The sequence below is a fragment of the Paractinoplanes ovalisporus genome (assembly GCF_016834655.1).
Classification (GTDB): Bacteria; Actinomycetota; Actinomycetes; order Mycobacteriales; family Micromonosporaceae; genus Actinoplanes; species Actinoplanes ovalisporus.
The window spans coordinates 45,422-66,679 of record NZ_JAENHP010000023.1 but is presented as its reverse complement, the minus strand read 5'-3'; the positions used below and the strand labels follow the sequence as shown (position 1 = coordinate 66,679).

Sequence of the window (21,258 nt, the reverse complement as noted above, 5' to 3'; positions counted from 1 at the left end):
CGCCATCGTAGTCAGACGCGGGGGAGCAGCACCTTCGCGACCTTCTTGGCGTCGGCCAGGTTCTGGTCGTCGGAGCCGCCGCGCGAGTAGATGTCGAGCTGGACCGTGCCGTACAGGACGTAGAGGTGGCCGGAGAGCAGGAACGCGTCCTCACCCACGCCGTCGACCGGCTCGGCCTCCTCGATCACCACGTCGAAGTCGGAGGCGGTGGTGCGGCTCAGGAAGACCGCGAGCTGGCCGTCCTCCTGCTGCCACTGGCAGAAGCGGGTGGCCACGCCGGGCTCGGCGCCGTCCTCGTCGATCTGGGTGATCGTGCGGCCGGTCAGCGAGGTGACCTCCTGCTTCGACAGCAGCGTGCACGGGTCGGGGATGTCGCCCGAGTCCTTCACCGAGTCGCCAAAACCGGTATCGGCTTTGCCCGTCGGCGTGGGCTTCTGCGCCGCCTTGGTGGCCTCGGTCGTGGCGGCCGGGGCCGGGGTGGCGCCGCTGACGGCGGACTCGATGAGGCCGCAGCCCCCGGTCAGGGAGACGGCGACGAGGGCGGCCAGGGCGACGAGGCGGTGCTTCACGAGGTCTCCTCAAGAGAAGTGCTGATGGGGAGAACGATGGGGGAGGCCGCCAAAGAATCTCTAAAGAAGCTCCTCCACCGCCGCCACCAGCGAGGTCTCCGAGGCGGAGCGGTAGGCGCGGGCCACCTGTTCGGATGACAGGGCGGCCCGGGCGGCGGCCTCGGCGGCGTCGCGGTCGGCGATCTCGTCGGGCGTGAAACTGGGCGCGCCCAGGGCCGACCGTTCCCGTTCGGCCACCACGAGCAGCCGCAGCCCGTTCTCGGGGGCGTCGGAGAGCACGTCCAGCTGAGCCAGGCCCTCGACGGCGTCGAGCTGTCCCTCGGCGATACCCAGCTCGGTGTAGATGGCCAGCGCCTCCCGCATCGCGAAGCGGGCGGGCGCGTACCGGCCCCGGCGCCGGTCGGTGGTGGACAGGTTGGACAGCGCCGCCGCCTCGCCCCGCCGGTCGTTGAGGGCCCGGAACCCGGTCAGCGCCCGCGCGAACAGCTCCTCGGCCTCGTCGAGGCGGCCCATGCAGCGCAGCGTCCCGGCCGTGTTGTTGGAGGCGGCCGCGACCATCCGCGCGTCCGACTCCCGCTCGGCCAGGTCCAGCGCCTCCCGCCCGAACTCCAGCGACGCCGGATAGTCCTCCTGGGCCTGCGCGGTGATCAGCAGGTTGTTGAGCGCGGCGATCATGCCCTTGGCGTCGTCCAGCGCCCGGAACGTGGCCAGCCCCTCCTCGCCCAGCCGCCGCGCCTCGACCAGGTCACCCGAGTTGCGGGCCAGCGCCGCGGCCGCCCGCAACGCCCGGGCTCGCAGCGCGGTCGGCTCCGAGGCGGCCGAGAGCGCGCGTCCGAGCCAGCCCAGCCCTTCGGCCATCCGCCCGGCGACCCACCAGAACCACCACATGGCAGCCGCGATCTCCAGCCCCTCGGCCGGGTCTCCCTCGCGCAGCGCCCAGTCGACCGCGGACACGATCGTGTCGTGGTCGGCCCCGATGCCGGCCAGCCATGCGGTGTGCGCGGGCCCGTCCACCGGCGGCGGCACGGCCAGCCGGGTGCGCCAGAGGACCACCAGGTTCCCGTACGCCGAAGCCCGCTCGACCGGACCGAGACGCTCGCGGGCATATTCGCGGATCGTCTCGATCAGCCGGTAGCGCCCGTCCCGCCACTCCACCATGGACCGGTCGACCAGCTGGGTGAGCGGATCGAGCGGGTCGAGGCCGGCCACCTCGGCCGCGGCCGCCAGGTCGAAGCCACCCGCGAACACGCCGAGCCGGCGCAGCAGCTCCTGCTGGGGGATGTCGAGCAGCTCGTAGCCCCAGTCGATGGCCGCGCGCATGGTCTGGTGCCGGGCCACCGGCGACCGGCCGGTGAGCAGGTCGAGCTGGCGGTCGAGGCGCGACACGATCTCGGACAGCGGCAGCGCGCGCAGCCGGGCCGCGGCCAGTTCGATCGCCAGCGGCAGGCCGTCCAGGCGGCGGCACAGTTCGGCGGCGACGGCCTGTTCGGCCGGGGCGAGCCCGGTGCCGCCGCGCGCCGCCGCCACCCGGTCGGCCAGAAGCCGTACGGCGTCGGACTGCGGATCGGTCGCACCGGGGGCCGGGGTGGACAGCCCGCCCAGGGTGAAGATGACCTCGCCGCTGAGACCGAGCTGTTCCCGGCTGGTCGCCACGAGCCGCAGACCCGGGCAGGTGGCCAGCAGCGTGTACGCCAGTTTCGCAGCCTCGGCCAGCACGTGCTCACAGTTGTCGAGCACGAGCAGCACCCGCCCGCCGAGGTGCCGGGTCACCGTGTCGAGCATCGGGGTGCCGGGTTCCTCGCGGATGCCGGCCGCCGCGGCCAGCCGGTTCTCCAGCGGTCCCTCACGGTGCTCGGCCAGCTCGACCACGTGCACCGTCTCGTGGTCGGCGGCCACCTCGCGGGCCAGTTCGACGCTGAGCCGGGTCTTGCCGGCCCCGCCCGGTCCGACGATCGTCAGCAGCCGGGCCGTGCCGAGCAGGTCGATCACCCGGTCGAGTTCGGCCCGCCGTCCGATGAACCGGTTGCGTTGCGCGGGCACACCGGGCGCCGGGCGGTCGAGGGTCGGATCCTGCCTCCGTACGGCGGCGGCCAGCGCGTCGAGCTCAGGGCCGGGGCGGGCGCCCAGGTCGTCCAGGGCCGCGGCCGTCCGGTCGTACGTGGAAAGCGCCTCACCCGCCCGTCCGGAGCGGTAGAGCGCCAGCATCAGCTGCTTGACCAGGCCCTCGGCGGTGGGCTGGGCGGCCACCCAGCCGGCCAGTTCGGTCGCGGCCTCGACGTGCCGGCCCGCGGCCAGGGCTCGCTGCGCCCACTCCTGCCGCGCGTTCAGCCGCAGCTCGGCGAGCCGGGCCGAGGCCGCTGCCACGCTCGGTCCGGCCGCCACCCCCTCGTACGCGTCGCCCCGCCACAGATCGAGGTCGTGCGACTCCTCGAACTCGGCCGCGTCGAAGGTCGCGCCGGACAGGTCGAGCCGGTAGCCGCTCGGGGCCGTGCCGACCCGGTCGCCCACCACCTTGCGCAGCGCCGAGACGTGCATCTGCAGCGTCGCCGTGGCCGTGGACGGCGCGCCGTCGGGCCACAACTCACCCAGCAACCGCTCGACCGTGACCGGTTTGCCGCGCGCCGCAAGCAGCACCGCCAGCAGCGCCCGCGGTTTCGGCGGCACCGCCACCTCACCCTGGTCCCCGCACACCCGAACCGGCCCCAGAACCTCGAACCGCACCCGCGCCTCCGCTACGCCGCTTCACCCAGGACCACTATTGGTGCGACCGGCCATTCACGACAGCGAAGTCCCGGTCAGCGCTTTCGGCTGATCGGTCGTGTGGCACCGCTGATCGTATGAGTTGCCATTCTCCGGGCCGCGGCGGAAATAGGCAGCATTGCTCGGCCGATGGGAGGGCCACACCATCACAACGGGGGATTCTCTGGTCACCGCGCGCGTTAGATGCTCGCAACCGGACGATTTCTGAGGAAGATATTGGTGGACGGGAGCCGGCTGCGTGGCCAGACAAACGCGGAAACCTGTTCGGGCGGCGACCGGGAAACGAAGTTTTCTCATTTGGCTCTCCGGGGCCGATCCGGACACATTGGCCCGGAGCCCGCGCGAGCGCCGCAAATTCTCCGGGCTGGGCGGGGTGGTGCTCACCACCTCCTGCATGGCCGCCGTGTCGGCCGCCTTCGCGCTGCACAACGGCGCCCGCGCCCCGCTGTGGGTCGCGCTGGTCGTGGCCGTGCTGTGGGGGGTGGCGATCGCCAACCTGGACCGCTGGCTCGTCGCCGCGGCCTCCCGGCGCGACAAGTGGTGGCAGAACCTGGGGACGCTGGTTCCCCGTCTGCTGCTCGCGCTCGTGATCGGCGCCGTGGTGTCGACGCCGCTGGTGTTGTGGATCTTCCAGAGCGAGATCCAGGCCCAGCTCACCGTCACCCAGCAGGCCGAGCGGAACGCGTTCGAGACGAACCTGAGGAACGACGCCCGGTTCGCGGTCATCCCCGCGCTGGAGAAGGAGGTCAACGATCTCCAGAAGACGGCGGCCGGCGCGGTCGCCGGCGGCCCGGTCTCCGACGACCCGGCGGTGGCCCGCGCCCAGACCGAGTTCGACCGGATCGACAAGCAGTACACGGCGGCCCAGGCCAGCGCGATCTGTGAGTTCGACGGCACCTGCGGCACCGGCAAGAAGGGCGGCGGGTCGGCCTACAAGACCAAGCTCAAGGTCGCCCAGGATCTGCGGGCCCAGCGCGACGCGGCCAAGCAACGGCTCGACGCCGCCCAGAACGCGGCCCTGACCAGGCAGAGCGCGACCGCCAGCGGCCAGCAGGCCGACGCCCGCCAGGACCTGCCGGCCAAGCAGGAGGAGTTGGCCCGGCTCAAGTCGCTGAAGGCCCAGGAGGAGGACGCCTACCTCGTCGACAGCCGCAACGACCGCGGACTGCTGGCGCAGATCGAGGCGCTCAGCAAGATCACCGACAGCAACGGGACGCTCAAGACGGCCTACCTCACGCTGCTGCTGTTCATCACGGCCATCGAGATCCTGCCGGTGTTCACCAAGTTCCTGCTCAACATCGGCAAGGCCTCGGCCTACGACGAGATCCTGGCCTCGGCCGAGCGCACCGACGTCGAGGTGGCCAAGGCCAACCTGAAGCTGGAACGCGAGCGGCGCGAGAAGGAATACGCGGAACGGGCCGAACGCGAGGCCGAGGTCGACGCCGACCTGCGCAACCGGGAGATCGCCCGGTGGCGTTCGGACGAGATCCGCCGGATGAAGGGCCAGCGCACGGCCAGGACGACGACCACGTCGCGCTGGCGTTCGGCGCTGCCGGGCCAGCGAGCCGACCGGCAGACGACCGTGGGCTACAACGAGTGGCCGGACGAGGAGGAGCGCGACGGAGCGGGCGGCGAGACGACGTCCTTCGGCGGCTCCGACGGAACCGCCAACGGCTGGCGCTTCCGCGACTGATCGACACGACAAAGGTGGCGGTTCCCGCGAGGGGTGCCGCCACCTTGGTCGGTCGCTACGAGGTGTAGACGACGAAGACCCGTATGACGCCCGGCTTCGCTCCGTCGCGAGTCTCGTTCCACTGGACGGTCTGACGCTCGACCTTGTCGAAGAGCTGGTTCAGATCGAGATGTTCGATCAGACGCCGTGACCGCTCCTCCGCGTCGGGTTTCGCCTCGGCCAGGATGAACACGGCACCGACCTCGCGCCCGCCCTGGGCCTCGGCGAACTTCCGGTCGAATTCCCGTGCGTCGGCATCGGACTGGTTCTCCCCGTCCCGCGCCGGCGACAGGTCGATCCGGGCGATCCTCTTCGGCGTGACAACCGGCGGTGTGGTCGTCTCGCGGACGACCGGCGTGGGATCGGTCGGCGCCGGAATTTCGGGCCGGTCGTCCGGCTTGAGCAGCACCACCAGCGCGATCACAGGCACCGCGACGAACGCCGCCGCCACCACGGCCGCGCCCGCCCACTTCAGCCGTTTCTGGTTGCGGTCGTCCAGCTTGGTCAACAGGCCCTTCGGGTCCGGCGAGATCCGGCGCCGGGTCTCGAGCCGGTCGCGGTCGTGATTCCGGTCCCGGTCGTGGTCGTGGTCGCGATTCCGGTCGCGATCCGGGACGTAGGTGACATCCGGTGGATCCTGCACGGCCGTCTGGAACGGGACCGGGGTCGCCCGCGCACCCGCCGGGACGTGGGCCGGCCGGGACCGGCGCTCAGCCACCGCGATCGCCGCCGTCGTGTCGGAGGGCAGTGGTGTCTGCTCCTGCACCTGGCGGCTCACGGCCAGCAGCTCGCCCCGCGGCGCCTCCGGATCGTGCTCGGCCAGCACGCGCAACCCGCCCGCCAGCAGATGCCCGGCCAGCCGGTAGTCGGGCCGCACCCGGCCGACCAGCTCGGTGAGCCAGCCCTCGGTCTCGTCCATCGACTTCGAGCGCAGCCAGCTGTTCGTGACCCCGGTGGCGATGGACTCCAGGGCGGCCGACCCGTCGTCGCGCCGGGCCAGGTTGGGCCGGTCCGCCGCCTTGATCAGGTCAACCACCGTGACGGCCGGGAGCCAGCGCAAGGTCGGGTTCTGGCACAGGGAGGCCAGCAGCACCAGGGGATCCGGCTCGAAGTCCAGTTCCGTCCGGACCACGTCGGTCACGGCCTTCTGGATGTTCAGGTCGTAGAGGACCTTCTCCTGTTGCGCGTGGTAGAGGCTGGGCCAGGTGTCTTTGTCCAAGCCAAGCGCCAGCAGGAAGGGCCGCCCGGCGGCCGCGTCGGCGGAGTCGGCCCAAACCGTCCGCAACCACACGCCGGCGTGCTTCTCCAGTTCGGCCGCCGGGTAGTCGGCGGTGAGCACGTCGATCAGCCGGTCGTGCCACGTGTCGGGCCCGGGCTGCTCGGCCGTGGGCAGGCCGAGCAGGTTGCGGGAGTCGCTGCGCTGTGCCTGCAGCAGCTCCCGGAGGATCAGGCTGAAGGCGCCCGGATGCAGCACCTGCGATATCAGCTGCGACGCGTCCTCGGGGCGGCGGCCGGCCCACTGCGTCAGCAGCTTGGGGTGCTCGGCCAGCAGCTCCTGAGCGCCCATCGGTGAGACGACCATGTCGGCGACGTCGTCGATGCCCAGCTTGCGGGTGGACCGGCGGATCCGGGAGATGAGCTCGGCCAGGTCGCGGCTGCCGCGCCGCAGGTCGGCGTCGACCTTGCCGCGCACGGCCTGCCCGGCGAACTCCTCGAAGCCTTCGATCCGGGGCCCGTCGAGCAGCTGCCGGAGATCCTGGGTGGAGGCGATCGCCTCCTCGAACGAGGCGGCGACGGTGCCGGCCCGGCGCGGCTCCCACTGGCGGAACTCCTCGGGCCAGGCCCCGGAGACCTCCCGGCGCTTGGTGCGTCCGGGCGGCACCAGCGCGCACGTCGTCCACGACCAGTTGCGGGCGTCGGCCTCGGGCAGCACGCCGAGCACGCAGGCGATGATGCGGGCGGTGTCGGCCGGTCCGAGCCCGACCGGGATCCGGTCCTGGGCCGCGATCAGGCCACGCAGCACCTCGCGGACCCCGGCCGCGAACCGGGCCTCGGACATCTGCGGCTCGGCCGGTCGGACCCCGGTCGCCTCGATGCCCCGCCGCCAGGCGTCGGCCGCCTCCAGGTCCTCCGTGGCGAAGGCGAACCGGCAGGTGCCGGCCACGCCGAAGCCGCCGTCGCCGAGCCGGCCCTGCACCACGAAGCACCAGGTGCGACGGCGCCCGACCTGCACGTGCCGCAGGGTCCAGATCGGATGCCGGCCGGTGTCACGGATCCCGTCCGGTGGCTGGCTCAGATCGGTGCGCAGCAACCCCTCCGCCGCGGCCCAGTACTCGGCGGGGGCGTCGCTGTCCCGGCGCTGCGGGCTGAACCCGGTCCCGGTCAGGTCCGCCCACTGGACGACCGCCATCCCGTTCTTCATCGGCGTGCCCTCTCCAACAGAGCCAACAGAAGCTGCGTGAGGCCGGCCGCCCGGTCGTCGACGGGTGGGAAGCGGTCGCGTGGATCGAGCGGTTTCAGATGGAGGTTGTCCACCGCCACCGGCACCGTGGTCAGCGGCGAGCAGAGGAAGAACCGCAGCTCGATCCACGGCTCCTGTTGCATCCGGAGCAGGGCCGTCTCCTGGTTGAGCGCGTACGCGATGCCGCAGCCGACCGTCGACATCACCAGGTCGCGGATGAGGAACTCACCGGCGCTGCCCGGCCGCCGGGCCGAGTCGAGATGCTCGTCGAGGGTGGGCACCCGGATCTGCTGCGGGAGCTCGGCGTTGCTGGTCGCCTGGATCTTGATGTGGCTGTCCGTGCCCCAGTGCAGCAGTTTCCAGAACTCGGCCTCCTGCGAGTAGTGGTCGAGCAGCCCGCGGGCCACCTGTTCGATGCGCAGCCGGCGACCGGAGGCGGCCGCGTTGGCCGAGCCGCGCAGGTATCCGAACAGCCGGGCGGCGTCCGGGTCGGCGCCGGCCAGCTCCTTCATCCACCGGTTGAGGGCGAACGACAGGTAGCGGGCGGCGCCGCGCTGCACCTGACCGGGCGTGCCCAGATCGGTCAGATGCAGGCCGGACTTGCTCAGGGCGGCGTGGATCAGGTCGCACTTGCTCACCGCCACCAGCATCTGCAGGGCCCGGCCCTCGTTGCGGGCGAACGGGCCGTCGATCACCGTGATCCGCCGGCCGATGGTGTCCTGGATCTGCTCCCGGTTGATCCGCACGACGTCGGTGCCCGCCGGTCCGGACGTGCCTGGTCGCAGGCTGCCGTCCAGCTGGGCCTGCTCGTCGGTGCCGGGGTCGACCGCGATCCAGTCCATCGCCCGCGGCGCCACGGCCGGGTCGACCACCCAGACCAGCGCGTCGAAGGCGCTCAGCTTGCCGGCCTCGCGGCGGTTGACCGCGTTGGGCATGAACAGCTCGCCCGGCAGATCGGCCACCCCGGTCCAGGTGCGGTGATCGTCGCTGTCGGTGCGCAGCACGAGCGGCTGGCGGAACCCGGTTCCCCAGTCCTCGGCCCGTCTCCGGCCGTCCAGCACGGTCTTCTCGATCAGCGCCTGGATCGCGTGCAGGGCATCCGGGAACTCCTCCTCCATGATGCCGGACGGGTAGGAGGCGTTGCCGGTGCTGGTCGGGGCGATCGCCGTGCCGCTGTAGCGCGTCTCGTTGAAGTGTTCGACCCGGTTGGCCGTCGGCAGCGCCTCCAGGGGGCTCAGTTCGCGGCTGCGGATCCGGCCCACGTCGTCGTCGTCATCGGTGTGGGTGAGGATGTCGAGGTTCTGGCTGAGCGTGCGGATCAGCAGGTACGTCTTGCCGCTGGCGGGTGAGCCGACCGCGGCCACCATGTTGAAGTCGTCGACCCGCTGCCGGGCGTCGCCGCCGCGGTGCGCGCCGGCCCGGAAGGCCGGTGTCTCGTCGGGGAACACGTGCCCGTCGCCGCAGAGCAGGTAGACGAACTCGACGTCGTGCGGATTGAACCGTGGGCCGGTCGACTCGGCCGGCGGGAAGTTGCCGGCCAGCATGGTGACCCGCCACGGATGCCGGTGCTGGTTCTGCTTGTCGGCCGCGCCGACCTCGAGGCGAAACGACGGCGGCCGCACGAACCGGTCGCTCTCCTCGTCGATCTCGGGCTCGTCGACCCCCAGCGACGACCCGCAGACCGGGCAGACGGTGCCGAACCGCTTGGTCAGGTCGTCGGTGGGCGGCGGCGGTCGGCGCCTCATGCGACGGCCCAGACGAGCAGGAACACGATCAGGGCGCCGGCTGTGCCCAGCCCCACCCCGACCACGGTGCCGACCAGCCGGCCCTCGCGGACCGCGCCGCCGAGATATCCGGCCACCGCGTCGCGTACCTGAACCACGTCGCGGTCCGCTCGCGTGGCCGGATCGGCGTCCAGCCACTTGCCGAACCGGTAGCCGTAGGGGGCGAACGCCTCGCCCGGGTCGCCGCAGCGCTCTTCGACGCGACGCCGCAGCATCTCTTCCCAGATCACGCCGATCACCTTCCGATCACGAATGCGTTCAACGCGATGAGCAGTCCGGCGCCGGTGAGCCCGCCGCCCCACAGCCACATCGCCAGCCGGGCCTGACTCTCGGCGAGGTCACCGGCGACCTCGTCGATGACCTCGTAGGCCCGCCGGACCAGCTGCGGCTTGCCGGCCGGATGTGCGCGCGTCTCCTGGCGCACACGGTCCACCGCGCGGACGGCGACGGGCGGGGCCTCCGGCGTACGGACGGGGGAGGGTTCGACCGGGGTGCGCACCTCGGTGCACTCGGCCTCGGCCCGGACCAGCCGCTGCAGCCACTCGGCGGCCCACGGGTCTTGGCGTTCCAGCGCGAGCGAGCCGCCCGGGCCGGTGCCGAACGGTTCGGCCAGCGCCCGGACCAGCGGCTCCCAGCGTGGGTCAGGCCAGAGGGCGGCCAGCGCGCGGAGCATCTTCTCCTCGTCGTCGGCGATCCGCCCCCCGGCCGGGTCGGTGGCGTCGGGCGCGAGGGCCAGCTGCTCCACCCATTCCCGGCCGGCCAGGGCGCAGAGCACCATCAGCATCAGGCCGAAGCGGTCCTGGGCATAGAGATGCCCGGCCCGGGGCGGCCCGGCCACCCGGCCCAGTCGCAGGTCGCGCAGGGCCCGGTAGTCGTAGAGCTCGCTGGAGCGCAGTGCCCGCGGCGGCGGGGTGGTGCGGGTGGCCGCGTCCGTGTCGATCAGGGCGTACTCCGACATCGGGGGCAGGTTCTCCGGGAAGTAGGTGTACCGGCACACGTTGTCGGGCTTGATGTCGCAGTGCGCCCACTCCTGCTGGTGCAGCAGATCGAGACCGGCGGCCAGGGTCTCGAACATCGACAGGTTCTCGGTTGCCGGGTGCGGGTCGCCGTGGTGATCGGCCTCCCAGTTCATCGGGTCGATGCGGGGGGAGACGGCCAGCAGCACGCAGTCGGGCTGGGTCTTGTCGCCCAGCCACGGCGGCAGGTGCCGGCGCAACTGGGCGACGATCTGGTCCGAGGGCACGCCGAGCCGGGTGGTCACCGCGCCGGCCAGCTCCTCGGGGCGGCCGTCGCCCCGTACCACCTGCACCGGGACGACGGCCCAGGGCGGTTTGAAGGCCATGCCCCGCTGGCCGGGCAGGAAATTGTTCACGTGCTGCAGGGCGCCGGCCTGGCGGTGCAGGTGCTGGCGCAGGGTGTCGGCGTCACCCACGGTGGCGCAGCGGTAGATCTTGACGTGCCACTCCAGCCAGCCGTCGCGCTCGTTGGCCGCGGTGGTGAAGATGACCTGCGTACTGATCGCCACCAGCTGGTCGGCGGCGGCGTTGCCGCTCAGCGGGGGCACCTCGAACTCGACCGGCTTGGACAGCAACGACTCCGGCGGCCGGACCCGCAGCAGCGCGCGGCCCTGCGGCCCGGCCAGGTCGATCATCAGCGGGGCATCGTCATCGGCCATGGTGGCCCTCCCAGTCGACGCTGTAGGTGAGACGGGTGGTGGCCGGGCCCGAGGCGTAGACCAGGGAGCCTCGGGCCCGGGCCTCGATCGCACCGCTGAGCGGCAGCGGTGTGTCGTCGACGCGGATCTCGTACTGCGGGCGGTGCGACGACCGGCGGAACGCGAACTGCCCGTGGTGGTTGCGCACCTGCAGCAGCGGGCCGCGCGGCACCCAGATCGCGTACTCCGGCAGCTGCATGAGCGCGCCGCGCACCGGTGCGCGGCTGCCCCAGCGGCCGACCGCCAGCCAGTTCGAGGCGGCGCCGACCCGGCACGGCCAGACGTTCTTGTCGTCGTAGCGCAGGGTGAGCACGGCGATGGGCTCGTACGCGTCCGGGCGCCGGGGCGGGGTGTCGTCCCGTGGCGGCGCCGGCCGGGGCACGGGCGGCGGCAGGAACGTGAACTCGAAGCCCGGCGGCGGCAGACCGGGGTCCTCGGCGAACGAGAAACGTGGTTTCAGCTCGGCACTGAGCATTCCCCTGAGGTGGGCCAGGCCGTCGGTGTAGATCCAGTCCTGGGACCACGCCGACAGCGGGCCTACCGTGGTCACGGTGATGTGCGGGGCCAGACCGGCGGCCCGCAGCCCGGCCGTGTTGGCCAGGTTGCAGTAGCGCACCACGGCCTCGTGGAAGGCGTCACGGACGACTCGCTCGTCCATCACCGGTCTCCGATCGTCGTACGGATGGCGCTGAGCAGCCGGTCGGCGCCGGACTGGGCCGGGACGACCGCGGCGAACGCCGTCTTCCCGTCGGGGGTGAAGCCGCAGACCCACTGCAGGGATCCGGCGGTGACCAGGTCGACGTGCAACCCGTCCGAGAGGGGGTAGTCGCTCGCCTTCAGCTGCTCGGCGACCTCGGGCGGGAAGGCGGCGACCGGCGGCCGGGCCGGGGTGACATCGGACAGCCCGGTGGCCGGGTAGGTGATCCGCTCGACGATCCGCGGGTGGACGGCCCGGCCGCCGTTGCCGACCGCGCCCGCGAGCACGGCCAGGGTCAGCGGCGTGCCGTGCGCGCCGGTCGGAGTGGACGGATCGGGCACGCAGGAGACGGCCGTTCCGGTGAGCCGGTCGGCGGTCCAGCGCTGCGGCCCGTCGCAGCGGCCCACCCGCAGGCCCAGGCGGGTAGCGGTCCCGGCCGGGGCGGCGGCCCACACGGGCGTGAGGGCATCCCCGTACGGATAACTCTGACCGAGCACCCCGTCGGGCCGGGGCGTGCGGCCGGGGTCGGCGTAGGACCACCGCCAGCACTGGTCCTGCCCGGCGCCGTCCCGCGAGCGGCGGCGGCAGTCGGCGTCGGCCGTGGAGTCGTCCACCTGGCCGGCGTCGTCCCGGCGTACGTAATTGTCGTGCTCCTCGGCGAAGTCGCGTTGCGCCTCGTCATCGACGTCACCGGCCGCGGCCGTGCCCGGGGTGGACGCGCTGACCAGCACCCGGCCGGTGGACGCGTCCAGGATCACCACGGCGGCCGACGGCTCGTCGTGCAGCGCGGCCGCGATCCGGTGCTGCCGGGCCGGGTCGATGGTCAGGGCGAGGTCGCCGTCGACCCGGTCGCGGGGAGCCGGGGCCAGCCGCTCGCGCAGGCTGGTGCCACTGCTGATCTCCATCACCCGCGGGTACGACGTGCGCAGCGGCCCGGCGGCGGACAGCAGACGGCCGAGGTCGTCCGCCTCCATCCCGGCCAGCTCGTCCCGGTTCTCGGGGGTCCAGTCGCCGGAGTGCCGGTCGAGCACGAGACGGCCCCCGCCGGGGAACGACACCGCGACCCGGGTGCGGGCCAGGGTGATCAGGTCGGTCGAGCACTGCTCCGGGTCGGGTCCGGGCGAGCCCAGGCCGTCCAGGTCGGGGGTGCGGCTGTCGCAGATCGGCCGGTTCGGCGAATACGTGGTGGGCAGGCGCAGGCTGCCGATGCGGGGCGCCGCGTACGGCACGGTGGTCAGCACCGCGACGATGACGATCAGCACCGCGGACAGGGCGGAGGCGGTGACCGGCCGCAGACCGGGCGCTCGGGCCGCGCGGTCGGCGGGCCCGTCGGCGCGGGCCACGGCGAGCAGCAGGGCCACACCCATGCCGATGGCGAGTGTGGACTGCCCGCCGCGGGACAGCAGCGGCGCCGGGATGCCGGTGTGCGGGACGACGTTGGCCGTGGCCGCCAGCACGAACAGGAACTGTCCGGTGAGCATCGTCCCCAGCCCGGCCGCGAACAGCACCAGCAGCGACGGGCGCCCGGCGGCCGGATCCAGGGTCGCGGCCCGCACCAGGGCGGCGCTGAGCAGCGCGAGCAGCAGACCGGCGGCGATCACGACCAGGCCGCCGAGCTTGTTCCAGACCACGGCCAGCACGAAGTCGGTCGACCCGGCGGGCACGGCGGCCGAGACCCGGTCGTGCAGCCCGCGCCCCCACAGCCCGCCGTCGGCGGTGGCGGCGATGGCCCGGGAGACCTGCGACCGCTCGCTCTCGGCGTCGGCCGCCAGCGAGCGCAGGCAGGCCACCCGCCCGTCCGGCACGTCCTGGTCGACGTGGGCCGGGGCGTCGACCACGGCGCAGGGGGCGTCCCAGCGGAAGCGCCACGGATCGTTCCAGACCCGGCCCCGCTCGCCGATGTAATCGGTGGTCAGCAGGGCCAGCGTGGCCGCGATGAGCAGCACCGCCGCGCCCACGAAGAGCCGGTACGCGGCGACGATCGCGAAGCCGTGCCGGCCGCTCTCGCCGGGCAGGCGGTTGCGGTCCAGATTGTGCCGGGTGGCATACCAGGTGACGCCCATGGTGGCCAGGGCGGCCGGGACGATGGTGCCGAAGTCGTGGCGCAGCCCGCTGGCCACCGCCACGACCGCGAAGACACCCAGCGGGAGCAGCAGGAACCGGTAGTTGCGACAGAGCGCGGGCAGCGCCGAGCCGTAGCCGTGCCGGGCCGCCGCCCGCCGGATGTCGGCGAACCCGTCGCTGAGCCGCCCACCCTGGAAGCGGTGGCTCTCCTGGGCCACCACGAAGGCCAGGGCGGCGCAGAACAGGATCTTGCCGTACTCGGCGGTGGCCACCGGCCCGGCGGTCAGCGCGACCCCGCCGCCGGCGAACAGCAGCGGCAGCAGGAACGGCACGGCCACCACGGTCAGCAGCACCGCCGTGCGGAGCGGCCGGCCCGCCTCCTCGGGGAAGTCGCTGCGCCGGGCCCAGGCCGCCCACCGGCCCAGCCCGCGCCGCCCCAGGAACGCGAGCAGCAGGACCACCGCGATGATGCCGAGCAGCGGCTGCACCAGCGCCGACCACGCCGCGCTCCAGCTGTCGGCCGTGATCGCATGGCCGAAACCGGTGCGCGGGTCGGGGACGACCACGAGCCGGACCGCCAGCAGCGCCCCCAGCTCGACCAGCACGGTCACCGTGACCAGCACGGCGAGCACCGGCCCGCGGATCGAGTAGCCGCCGGCGCCCGGGAACGGGTCGCGGAGCCGGTTGAACGCCAGACGACCCAGCACGACGGTGGTGACCAGGATGACGGGCACCCACACCGCGTAGGCCGGACCGGCGAAGAAGAACGGCGCCGCGACGAGGACGTGCGGAGCCAGCATGGTCAGCCCGGCCGGACTGAACACACCGTTGAGCAGGATCTGGCCGCGGAGCAGAAACCGTATCGCGGCAATTCCCGCCCAGCCGAGGCCGAGCAGAACGCAAATACCGTCATGCGCCGGCCCTGTGAAGAAGTTCGTGATGATGTGCCGACACCTCCGTCAATTCGCGACGGCCGGTATATACATATCCCAGGTAAAAGAGCCGTGCATCGGTGGTTAACCTGGCCGGGGGAAGGCCGAAAGGGCGGTTCCCTCAACCGTTCGGAGCCGGGCGGTTCAGCCCTTCACAGTCTTGCGCGGATCACCTTGGGCGGCGTCCTGCGGAGACCGTCCACAAGGGATGATCGGTTTATCGATGAATGCTCCGGAATTACTCACCCGAACGGCTGAACTGTTCCGGCCCGTGTCTTTGGCGGTTTTTTGGCGGCCCCGGTCAGGCTCTGATCACCAGGTGAGGACAGGGAGAGAGAACATGCCTTTTGTACGTCGTACCAGCTCAGCCGTGGTGGCTGTCCTCGCGGCGGTGACCCTGGCCGCATGCGGCGCGGTCTCGGACGACGCCGATGCCGATGCCGTCTCCGGAGATGCCGGCGACAGCGAGTTCTCGCTCGGCCCCAAGGTGGACATGACCTTCGAGCTGGACGGGGCGACCACGCTGAAGGGCAAGCAGACCGCGCTGGCGCCCTCGCTCAACGGCAAGTTCCTCAAGAGCTGCGACGAATACTCACAGGGCACCAAGCAGGACGACGGCAAGACCCTGTTCGCCATCGCCGGCCTGCTCGACGGCAACGTCGACGGTCGCAAGGTGACGGTCGAGCTGTGGATCGACGACTACACCGGGCCCGGCACCTATCCGAAGGACCAGCTGGTCGCCCCCGGCTCGCGGCCCAGCATCGCGATCGACAACAAGGTCTACGGCACCTGGCCCGAGAGCACGTCGAGCGAGGTGACCACCGACGGTGACGGCGGCGGCACCTGGACGTTCCGCAAACTCGCGACCACCGGCGAGGGCGGTCTGCCGGGCGACCCGGTCGACGGGACCTTGAAGTGGACCTGCAGCAACCCCTGACCTTATGTTCGAGGGGTGGGCGAGGAGGCCTTCCGGCTGGAGGAAGCGGTCGCGGACGTTTACCGCGACCTCCGGCTGGCGTCCGTCCTGCGCCGGCTGCTGCGGCACACCGCCCGGCTGACCGGCTCGGCCGCGGGCAGTGTCTCGCTCGTGGACGCGGAGGCCGGGCATTACACGAAGGCCGCCGAACACGGCGCGCTGTGCCGGCTCGGCGACACGTTCCCGCTCGACGAGGGCGCTACCGGCATGGCCTTCGCGAGCCGGCGACCCGTGGTGATCGAGGAGTACGGCCGGTTGCGGGCCGGGCACCTGGCGGGCTCGGACCCGGCCCGGCGCGGCCCGGCGGCGGCGGTGCCGATCTGGTGGCGGGGTGACGTGATCGCAGTCAGCGTCACCTTCGCGCCCCGGGCCGGCGTGTTCACGGCCCGCGAGGTCGACGACCTGGAGGCGCTGACCCAGACCGCGGCGGCCGCGATCGTGCGGGCCGACCAGCCGTCCCGGTCGCCGCTGACGGCTCGCGAGGGCGATGTGCTCGAGCTGATGTGGCGGGGCTTGACCTACCGGGAGGTCGCGACCCGGCTCGGGTTGTCGCCCAAGACCGTCGAGAAGCACGTCGCCGCGATCATGCGGAAGACCGGCACGTCGAACCGGACGGCGGCGGTGGTGACCGCGCTGAGCAACGGCTGGCTGGGCCTGGGGGATTCACCCCATACCGCGTACGGGTGACGGTGGCTTGACTGGGCGCATGCCCGTCGTGTCCCTGAAGGAGATCCTCGGCCGCGCGCTCGCCGACCGGTACGGGGTGGCCGCCTTCAACATCGTCAACGACCTGAGCATCGAGTCCGTCCTGGCGGCGGCCGTCGAGGAACGCGCCCCGGTCATCCTGCAGACGTCGGTCAAGACCGTGAAGCAGTACGGCCGGGCCCAGCTCAAGGACATCTTCGACACGCTCGTCCGCGGGGTCGACGTGCCGGTCACGCTGCACCTGGACCACTGCCCCGACCGTACGGTGATCTCGGACTGTCTCGCCGGCGGCTGGAACTCGGTCCTGTTCGACGCGCACGACCTCGACGTCGCCGAGAATCTCAAGCAGACCGTCGAGGTGGTCGCGGAGGCCCGGCGTACGGGAGCGCACGTCGAGGGGGAGATCGAGGGCATCCAGGGCGTCGAGGACGATCTGGGCTCGGACGACGCCTCCCGGATCCAGTCGCTCGAGGTGGCCGTCGACTTCATCACCCGTACGGGCGTGGACTGTTTCGCCCCGGCCATCGGCAACGCGCACGGGCAGTACAAGCAGGCGCCCACCCTGAACGCGCAGCGCGTGACCGATCTGGTCGAGGCGACCGGCGTCCCGATGGCGCTGCACGGCGGCACCGGGCTGTCGGACGAGCAGTTCACCGACCTCATCGCCCGCGGCTGCGCCAAGGTCAACATCTCGACGGCGCTCAAGGAAAGCTATCTCAAGTCGAGCCTGGAGGCGCTGCTGGCGGCCCGCGAGAAGGACAAGTGGGATCCGCCGACGCTGTTCCGGCACCAGCGGGCGGCCGTGCTCGAGATGGCCCGGCAGCACATCCGGCTCTTCGGGGGATCGGGGAAGGCCTGGTGACCGCGCTCGTCTTCGACTGCGACGGGGTGCTGGCCGACACCGAGCGGTACGGCCACCTGCCCGCGTTCAACGCCACCTTCGAACACTTCGGACTGCCCGTACGGTGGTCCGAGCGCGAGTACGGCGAGAAGCTGAAGATCGGCGGCGGCAAGGAACGGATGGCCAGCCTGTTCGCCGACCCCGCCTTCGCCGCCGCAGTCGGGGACGCCGACCGTACGGAACTGCTGCTCACGTGGCACCGGGCGAAGACCGCCGCGTTCAAGCAACTGGTCGCCGACGGACGCATCCCGCCCCGCCCGGGCATCGCGCGGATCATCCACGCCGCCCTGGACGCGGGCTGGACCGTGGCCGTGGCGTCGACCTCGGCCGAGGAGTCGGTGCGGGCCGTGCTCGAGAACGCGGTCGGGCCCAACCGCATCCCGGTCTTCGCCGGTGACGTGGTGCCGGCCAAGAAACCCGACCCGGCGATCTATGAGCTGACCGTCGAACGCCTCGGGCTCGACCGGGCCGACACGCTGGTGGTCGAGGACTCCCGCAACGGGCTGCTGGCCGCGACCGGCGCCGGGCTGCGCTGCCTGGTCACGGTCAACGACTACACCCGCGCCGAGGACTTCACCGAGGCCGCGCTGGTGGTCTCGGAACTGGGCGACCCCGGCCGCCCGCCGGTCGAGGTGCTGGCCAACCGCAGCGCCGCCCGGCCCGGCGACTGTCTGACGCTCGACGACCTGCGCGCCTGCCTGGAGGAGCCACGATGAGCCTGGCCGACACGGAACTGGTGGTCCGGACGATCGCCGACACCGCGATCGAGAACGAGAAGTACTTCGGCGACCTGGACTCGGTCGTGGGCGACGGCGACTTCGGCTACTCGCTGGCCCGCGGCTTCGAGAAGCTGCTGGAGGGCTGGGACGACCTCGACCGCACCGACGCGGGGACGTTCCTCAAACGTACGGGAATGGTGATCGCCTCGCGCATCGGCGGCACCTCCGGACCGCTCTGGGGCACCGCCTTCATGCGGGCCGGCGGGGCCGTCGCGGGCGCGACCGACCTCAGCCACGAGCAGGTCGTGGCGATGCTGCGGGCGGCGATCGAGGGCATCAAGGCGCGCGGCCAGTCCGACGTGGGGGACAAGACGCTGCTGGACGCGCTGGTGCCGTTCACCGACGCCCTGGAGGCCGGGACGATCACCGAGGCCGCGGCGGCGGCCCGGGCGGCCGCCGACGCCACCAGCGGAATGGTCGCCAAGCGAGGACGTGCTGCGTACACCGGCGAGCGCAGCCGAGGCTCGGTCGACGCCGGTGCCACCGCGGTGGCGGTCATCGCCGAACGGATCAGTGAGATCTGGCAGAAACAAGGAGCGTCGTCGTGAAGAAGTTCGTCAACGATCCCAAGAGTTTCGTCCCGGAGATGCTCGAGGGGCTCGCCCTCGCCAACCCCGGCACCCTCAAGTACATCCCCGCCTACAACCTGATCATGCGGGCCGACGCGCCGAACGAGAACAAGGTCTCCATCGTGCAGGGCTCCGGCTCCGGCCACGAACCGGCCCACGTGATGGTGGTCGGCCAAGGGATGCTCGACGCGGCCTGCCCCGGCGACGTGTTCGCGGCGCCACCGATGGACTACGTCTATGAGACCGCGAAGCTGATGGCCTCGCCCAAGGGCGTGCTGCTGCTGGTGAACAACTACACCGGCGACCGCATGGCGTTCGACATGGGCAAGGAGATGGCCGAGGCGGACGGCGTACGGTGCGAGATCCTCACGGTCAATGACGACGTGGCCGTGCAGGACTCGCTCTACACGGTCGGCCGGCGTGGCGTGGCCGGCAACTTCTTCGTCATCAAGGCCGTCGGGGCCGCCTCCGAGCAGGGCGCCGACCTCGACGAGCTGCTGCGCATCGGCCGCAAGGTCAACGACGTCACCCGGACGATGGGGGTCGCGCTGACCGCCTGCACGCCGCCGGCCAAGGGGTCGCCGCTGTTCGACCTCGGCGGCGACGAGATGGAGTTCGGCGTCGGCATCCACGGCGAACCCGGCCGCGAGCGCCGCAGCCTGGCCTCGGCCGACCAGATCGTCGACGACCTGCTCGACGCGGTGGTGCCCGACCTGCCCTACAACTCGGGCGACCGGGTGGCCCTGATGATCAACGGGCTCGGCGGCACCCCGATCAGCGAGCTCTACATCCTCTATCGCCGCGCCCACCAGCGACTGACCGAGCGCGGCATCACGATCGGGCGCAGCTACGTCAACGAGTACTGCACGTCGCTCGACATGGCCGGCGCGTCGCTCACCCTGGTCCGCCTCGACGACGAGATCGAGGGCCTGCTGGAAGCCCCGGCCGACGTCGCGATCCGCGTTTTCTGAGGCCTTTTTGCGGGGTGATGCGGTCAGGACAGCTGGGCGTTGACCGCCTTGACCAGCTCGTGCGGGTGGTCGATCACGGCCTGGGCGCCGAGGACGGTCAGCTGCGACGCGTTCGTGGTGTAGACGACCACCGGCTGCGTCAGGCCGGCGCCGCGCATGCGTTTGATCAGGCCGACGCCGTTGCGGCCGGTGATGACCAGCTCGAAATCCAGCTCGCCGAGGTAGTGCAGGGCGGCGTCGACCGTCGTCGTCTTGGTGACGAACCGGCCGAGCTGTTCGAGCGCCACCGTCTCGTAGAGGTTGTTGTCGGGCTCGTCGTCCAGCCAGAGAACCCGCGCGAGCGTGGTGTGTTCGCGGGGCGCCAGGCCGGCGACCGGCGGTTCGGGCTCACCCCGCTTGCGGGCCGCCCGCTGCACGGCCTTGATGGCCGACGCGGTGTCGCGCGGCCGCACCATCACCGAGGCGAAGGTCTGGCCCCGGAACAGCACGGTGGCGATGAGGGCCATCGCCACCAGGGCGAGAAGGGAGAGAACAAGCGTGTTGCCCACAGTCAGTGCCACCGTCCCTGGATCGCCGGACCTTGCGCAGGGCAGTCTGGCAACCACAGCGCGTCAGGGGGACCCCGTTCCTCTTCCTGGGTATTCCGGCAAAAGTCATCGCGGGCAATGAATCACGACAAGCGGGTCAGCCAGCGCATGACCTCCAGCGCGTGCGACGCCGGGTCGGGGATGGGGTGGAAGACGTGCTCGACCACGTCGTCGCTCACGATCAGGGTGAGCCGGTCGTAGAGGGCGCCCGCGGCCAGCGTGGGCAGGCCGGTCGCGGCGGCCAGGGTCAGCTTCGGGTCGGGGATCAGCGGATAGGGCAGCTGCAACCGGTGGACGAGCTCACGCTGGTAGCCGGTCGACTGGGCGGACAGGCCGTAGACCCGGGCGGCGCCGGCGGCCAGGATCTCGGCGTGGTGATCGCGCAGCCAGGCCGCCTGGTCGGTGGCTCCACGGGCGCCGCACACCTCGAGCAGGCCGCGCGGCAGGTCCACCCCGGGGCGGCCGGTCAGCGGATAGACGAACACGACCGTACGGCCGGGGCCCAGCGCACCCAGGTCGACCGGGCGGCCGTCGGTGGCATAGAAGCGCAGCGACGGCAGCGGCCCACCGATCAGAGCGGCCGGCTCGTTCCGGAACGCCGGTGGCGCGGCGACGACCTCGCGGGCCGCCTCGTCGATCCGGGCGTCGAGGGCGTCGCGCTGCGCGGTCAGGTGACCGATGCGCTGCTGCAGGGTGGTGGCGGTGCTGCGGAACGTCGCGAGGGCAGCGGCGCAGAGATCACCGTCGACGGCGATCGACTCGACGAACGGGCGGGTCTCCTCGACCGTGAGCCCGAGCGCCATCAACTCCCGGATCTGCGCCACCTGCCGCTCGGCCACCGGCTCGTACTCGCGGTAGCCGTTGCTCAGCCGCCGCGGCACGACCAGCCCGGCCGCCTCGTAATAGCGCAGCGCCCGCACCGTCGTCCCGGTGCGTCGTGCCAGCTCACCCACCCGCATCCCGCGACCCTAAACCCGTACCCCAGGGTGCGGGTCAAGGTGTTGTTTGTCGCCGCCGCAAAGCCACTGACCAGGCCGGAAAGCGTGCCAACCTGGCC

The 21,258-nt window shown here is 72.0% G+C and carries 17 protein-coding genes; 7 read left to right on the top strand and 10 right to left on the bottom strand.

Annotation, left to right across the window (positions count from 1 at the left end):
- Positions 1-11 precede the first annotated feature (11 nt).
- Both JIG36_RS41715 and JIG36_RS41710 read right to left on the bottom strand, forming a co-directional pair.
- Complete coding sequence (locus JIG36_RS41715; protein ID WP_203382310.1) at positions 12-569, bottom strand: DUF3558 family protein; 558 nt, start codon at positions 567-569, stop codon at positions 12-14.
- 60 nt (positions 570-629) lie between these two features.
- Positions 630-3,290, bottom strand: a complete 2,661-nt coding sequence (locus JIG36_RS41710; RefSeq protein WP_203382308.1) for an AfsR/SARP family transcriptional regulator — start codon at positions 3,288-3,290, stop codon at positions 630-632.
- 364 nt (positions 3,291-3,654) lie between these two features.
- Here JIG36_RS41710 and JIG36_RS41705 point away from each other — a divergent pair, with 364 nt between their 5' ends.
- The gene (locus JIG36_RS41705) at positions 3,655-5,022 is read left to right on the top strand and encodes a DUF4407 domain-containing protein (RefSeq protein ID WP_203382306.1); all 1,368 of its coding nucleotides are present in this window, start codon (positions 3,655-3,657) and stop codon (positions 5,020-5,022) included.
- Positions 5,023-5,077: 55 nt separating this feature from the next.
- Here JIG36_RS41705 and JIG36_RS41700 read toward each other — a convergent pair whose 3' ends face one another.
- The 6 genes from JIG36_RS41700 to JIG36_RS41675 are packed head-to-tail and all read right to left on the bottom strand — an operon-like array spanning position 5,078 to position 14,605.
- Positions 5,078-7,483 (bottom strand): hypothetical protein, encoded by a 2,406-nt coding sequence (locus JIG36_RS41700; protein WP_203382304.1) that lies wholly within the window; start codon positions 7,481-7,483, stop codon positions 5,078-5,080.
- Positions 7,480-9,267 carry a hypothetical protein gene (locus tag JIG36_RS41695; protein ID WP_203382302.1) on the bottom strand — a complete coding sequence of 596 codons (1,788 nt, stop codon included), beginning with the start codon at positions 9,265-9,267 and terminating at the stop codon, positions 7,480-7,482. The genes JIG36_RS41700 and JIG36_RS41695 overlap by 4 nt, the downstream gene beginning before the upstream one ends.
- Positions 9,264-9,536 carry a hypothetical protein gene (locus JIG36_RS41690; RefSeq protein ID WP_203382300.1) on the bottom strand — a complete coding sequence of 91 codons (273 nt, stop codon included), beginning with the start codon at positions 9,534-9,536 and terminating at the stop codon, positions 9,264-9,266. Before JIG36_RS41690 ends, JIG36_RS41695 begins: the two co-directional genes overlap by 4 nt.
- A gap of 5 nt (positions 9,537-9,541) precedes the next feature.
- Complete coding sequence (locus JIG36_RS41685) at positions 9,542-10,981, bottom strand: hypothetical protein (RefSeq protein ID WP_203382298.1); 1,440 nt, start codon at positions 10,979-10,981, stop codon at positions 9,542-9,544.
- The gene (locus JIG36_RS41680; protein ID WP_203382296.1) at positions 10,971-11,678 is read right to left on the bottom strand and encodes a hypothetical protein; all 708 of its coding nucleotides are present in this window, start codon (positions 11,676-11,678) and stop codon (positions 10,971-10,973) included. Before JIG36_RS41680 ends, JIG36_RS41685 begins: the two co-directional genes overlap by 11 nt.
- A complete protein-coding gene (locus tag JIG36_RS41675; protein WP_203382294.1) occupies positions 11,678-14,605 on the bottom strand; it encodes an FtsW/RodA/SpoVE family cell cycle protein in 2,928 nt (975 codons plus the stop codon). Before JIG36_RS41675 ends, JIG36_RS41680 begins: the two co-directional genes overlap by 1 nt.
- A gap of 448 nt (positions 14,606-15,053) precedes the next feature.
- Between JIG36_RS41675 and JIG36_RS41670 the strand changes: the two genes are divergently transcribed.
- From JIG36_RS41670 to dhaK, 6 genes are read left to right on the top strand one after another with little or no spacing between them, the layout of a single operon-like run.
- Positions 15,054-15,650 carry a hypothetical protein gene (locus tag JIG36_RS41670; protein WP_203382292.1) on the top strand — a complete coding sequence of 199 codons (597 nt, stop codon included), beginning with the start codon at positions 15,054-15,056 and terminating at the stop codon, positions 15,648-15,650.
- Positions 15,651-15,665: 15 nt separating this feature from the next.
- Positions 15,666-16,376 carry a LuxR C-terminal-related transcriptional regulator gene (locus JIG36_RS41665; RefSeq protein WP_203382290.1) on the top strand — a complete coding sequence of 237 codons (711 nt, stop codon included), beginning with the start codon at positions 15,666-15,668 and terminating at the stop codon, positions 16,374-16,376.
- Between the two features lie 19 nt (positions 16,377-16,395).
- Complete coding sequence (locus JIG36_RS41660) at positions 16,396-17,256, top strand: class II fructose-bisphosphate aldolase (protein ID WP_203382288.1); 861 nt, start codon at positions 16,396-16,398, stop codon at positions 17,254-17,256.
- Positions 17,253-18,011: an HAD-IA family hydrolase gene (locus tag JIG36_RS41655; protein ID WP_203382286.1), complete on the top strand. Its 759-nt coding sequence runs from the start codon at positions 17,253-17,255 to the stop codon at positions 18,009-18,011. Before JIG36_RS41660 ends, JIG36_RS41655 begins: the two co-directional genes overlap by 4 nt.
- A complete protein-coding gene (gene dhaL / locus JIG36_RS41650) occupies positions 18,008-18,622 on the top strand; it encodes a dihydroxyacetone kinase subunit DhaL (protein WP_203382284.1) in 615 nt (204 codons plus the stop codon). Before JIG36_RS41655 ends, dhaL begins: the two co-directional genes overlap by 4 nt.
- Complete coding sequence (gene dhaK / locus JIG36_RS41645; RefSeq protein WP_203382282.1) at positions 18,619-19,614, top strand: dihydroxyacetone kinase subunit DhaK; 996 nt, start codon at positions 18,619-18,621, stop codon at positions 19,612-19,614. The genes dhaL and dhaK overlap by 4 nt, the downstream gene beginning before the upstream one ends.
- Positions 19,615-19,637: 23 nt before the next feature.
- On the opposite strand, the gene JIG36_RS41640 is transcribed toward dhaK, so the two are convergent.
- Positions 19,638-20,174, bottom strand: a complete 537-nt coding sequence (locus JIG36_RS41640) for a DNA-binding transcriptional response regulator (RefSeq protein ID WP_203382280.1) — start codon at positions 20,172-20,174, stop codon at positions 19,638-19,640.
- A gap of 110 nt (positions 20,175-20,284) precedes the next feature.
- A complete protein-coding gene (locus JIG36_RS41635; RefSeq protein WP_203382278.1) occupies positions 20,285-21,160 on the bottom strand; it encodes a MerR family transcriptional regulator in 876 nt (291 codons plus the stop codon).
- Between the last annotated feature and the right edge of the window lie 98 nt (positions 21,161-21,258).

Bases quoted from the DNA above. Each gene is read 5' to 3' on its own strand.
- JIG36_RS41700 (WP_203382304.1), bottom strand. From the start codon at position 7,483: ATGAAGAACGGGATGGCGGTCGTCCAGTGGGCGGACCTGACCGGGACC.
- JIG36_RS41695 (WP_203382302.1), bottom strand. From the start codon at position 9,267: ATGAGGCGCCGACCGCCGCCGCCCACCGACGACCTGACCAAGCGGTTC.
- JIG36_RS41685 (WP_203382298.1), bottom strand. From the start codon at position 10,981: ATGGCCGATGACGATGCCCCGCTGATGATCGACCTGGCCGGGCCGCAG.
- JIG36_RS41680 (WP_203382296.1), bottom strand. From the start codon at position 11,678: ATGGACGAGCGAGTCGTCCGTGACGCCTTCCACGAGGCCGTGGTGCGC.
- JIG36_RS41670 (WP_203382292.1), top strand. From the start codon at position 15,054: ATGCCTTTTGTACGTCGTACCAGCTCAGCCGTGGTGGCTGTCCTCGCG.
- JIG36_RS41660 (WP_203382288.1), top strand. From the start codon at position 16,396: ATGCCCGTCGTGTCCCTGAAGGAGATCCTCGGCCGCGCGCTCGCCGAC.
- dhaL (WP_203382284.1), top strand. From the start codon at position 18,008: ATGAGCCTGGCCGACACGGAACTGGTGGTCCGGACGATCGCCGACACC.
- JIG36_RS41635 (WP_203382278.1), bottom strand. From the start codon at position 21,160: ATGCGGGTGGGTGAGCTGGCACGACGCACCGGGACGACGGTGCGGGCG.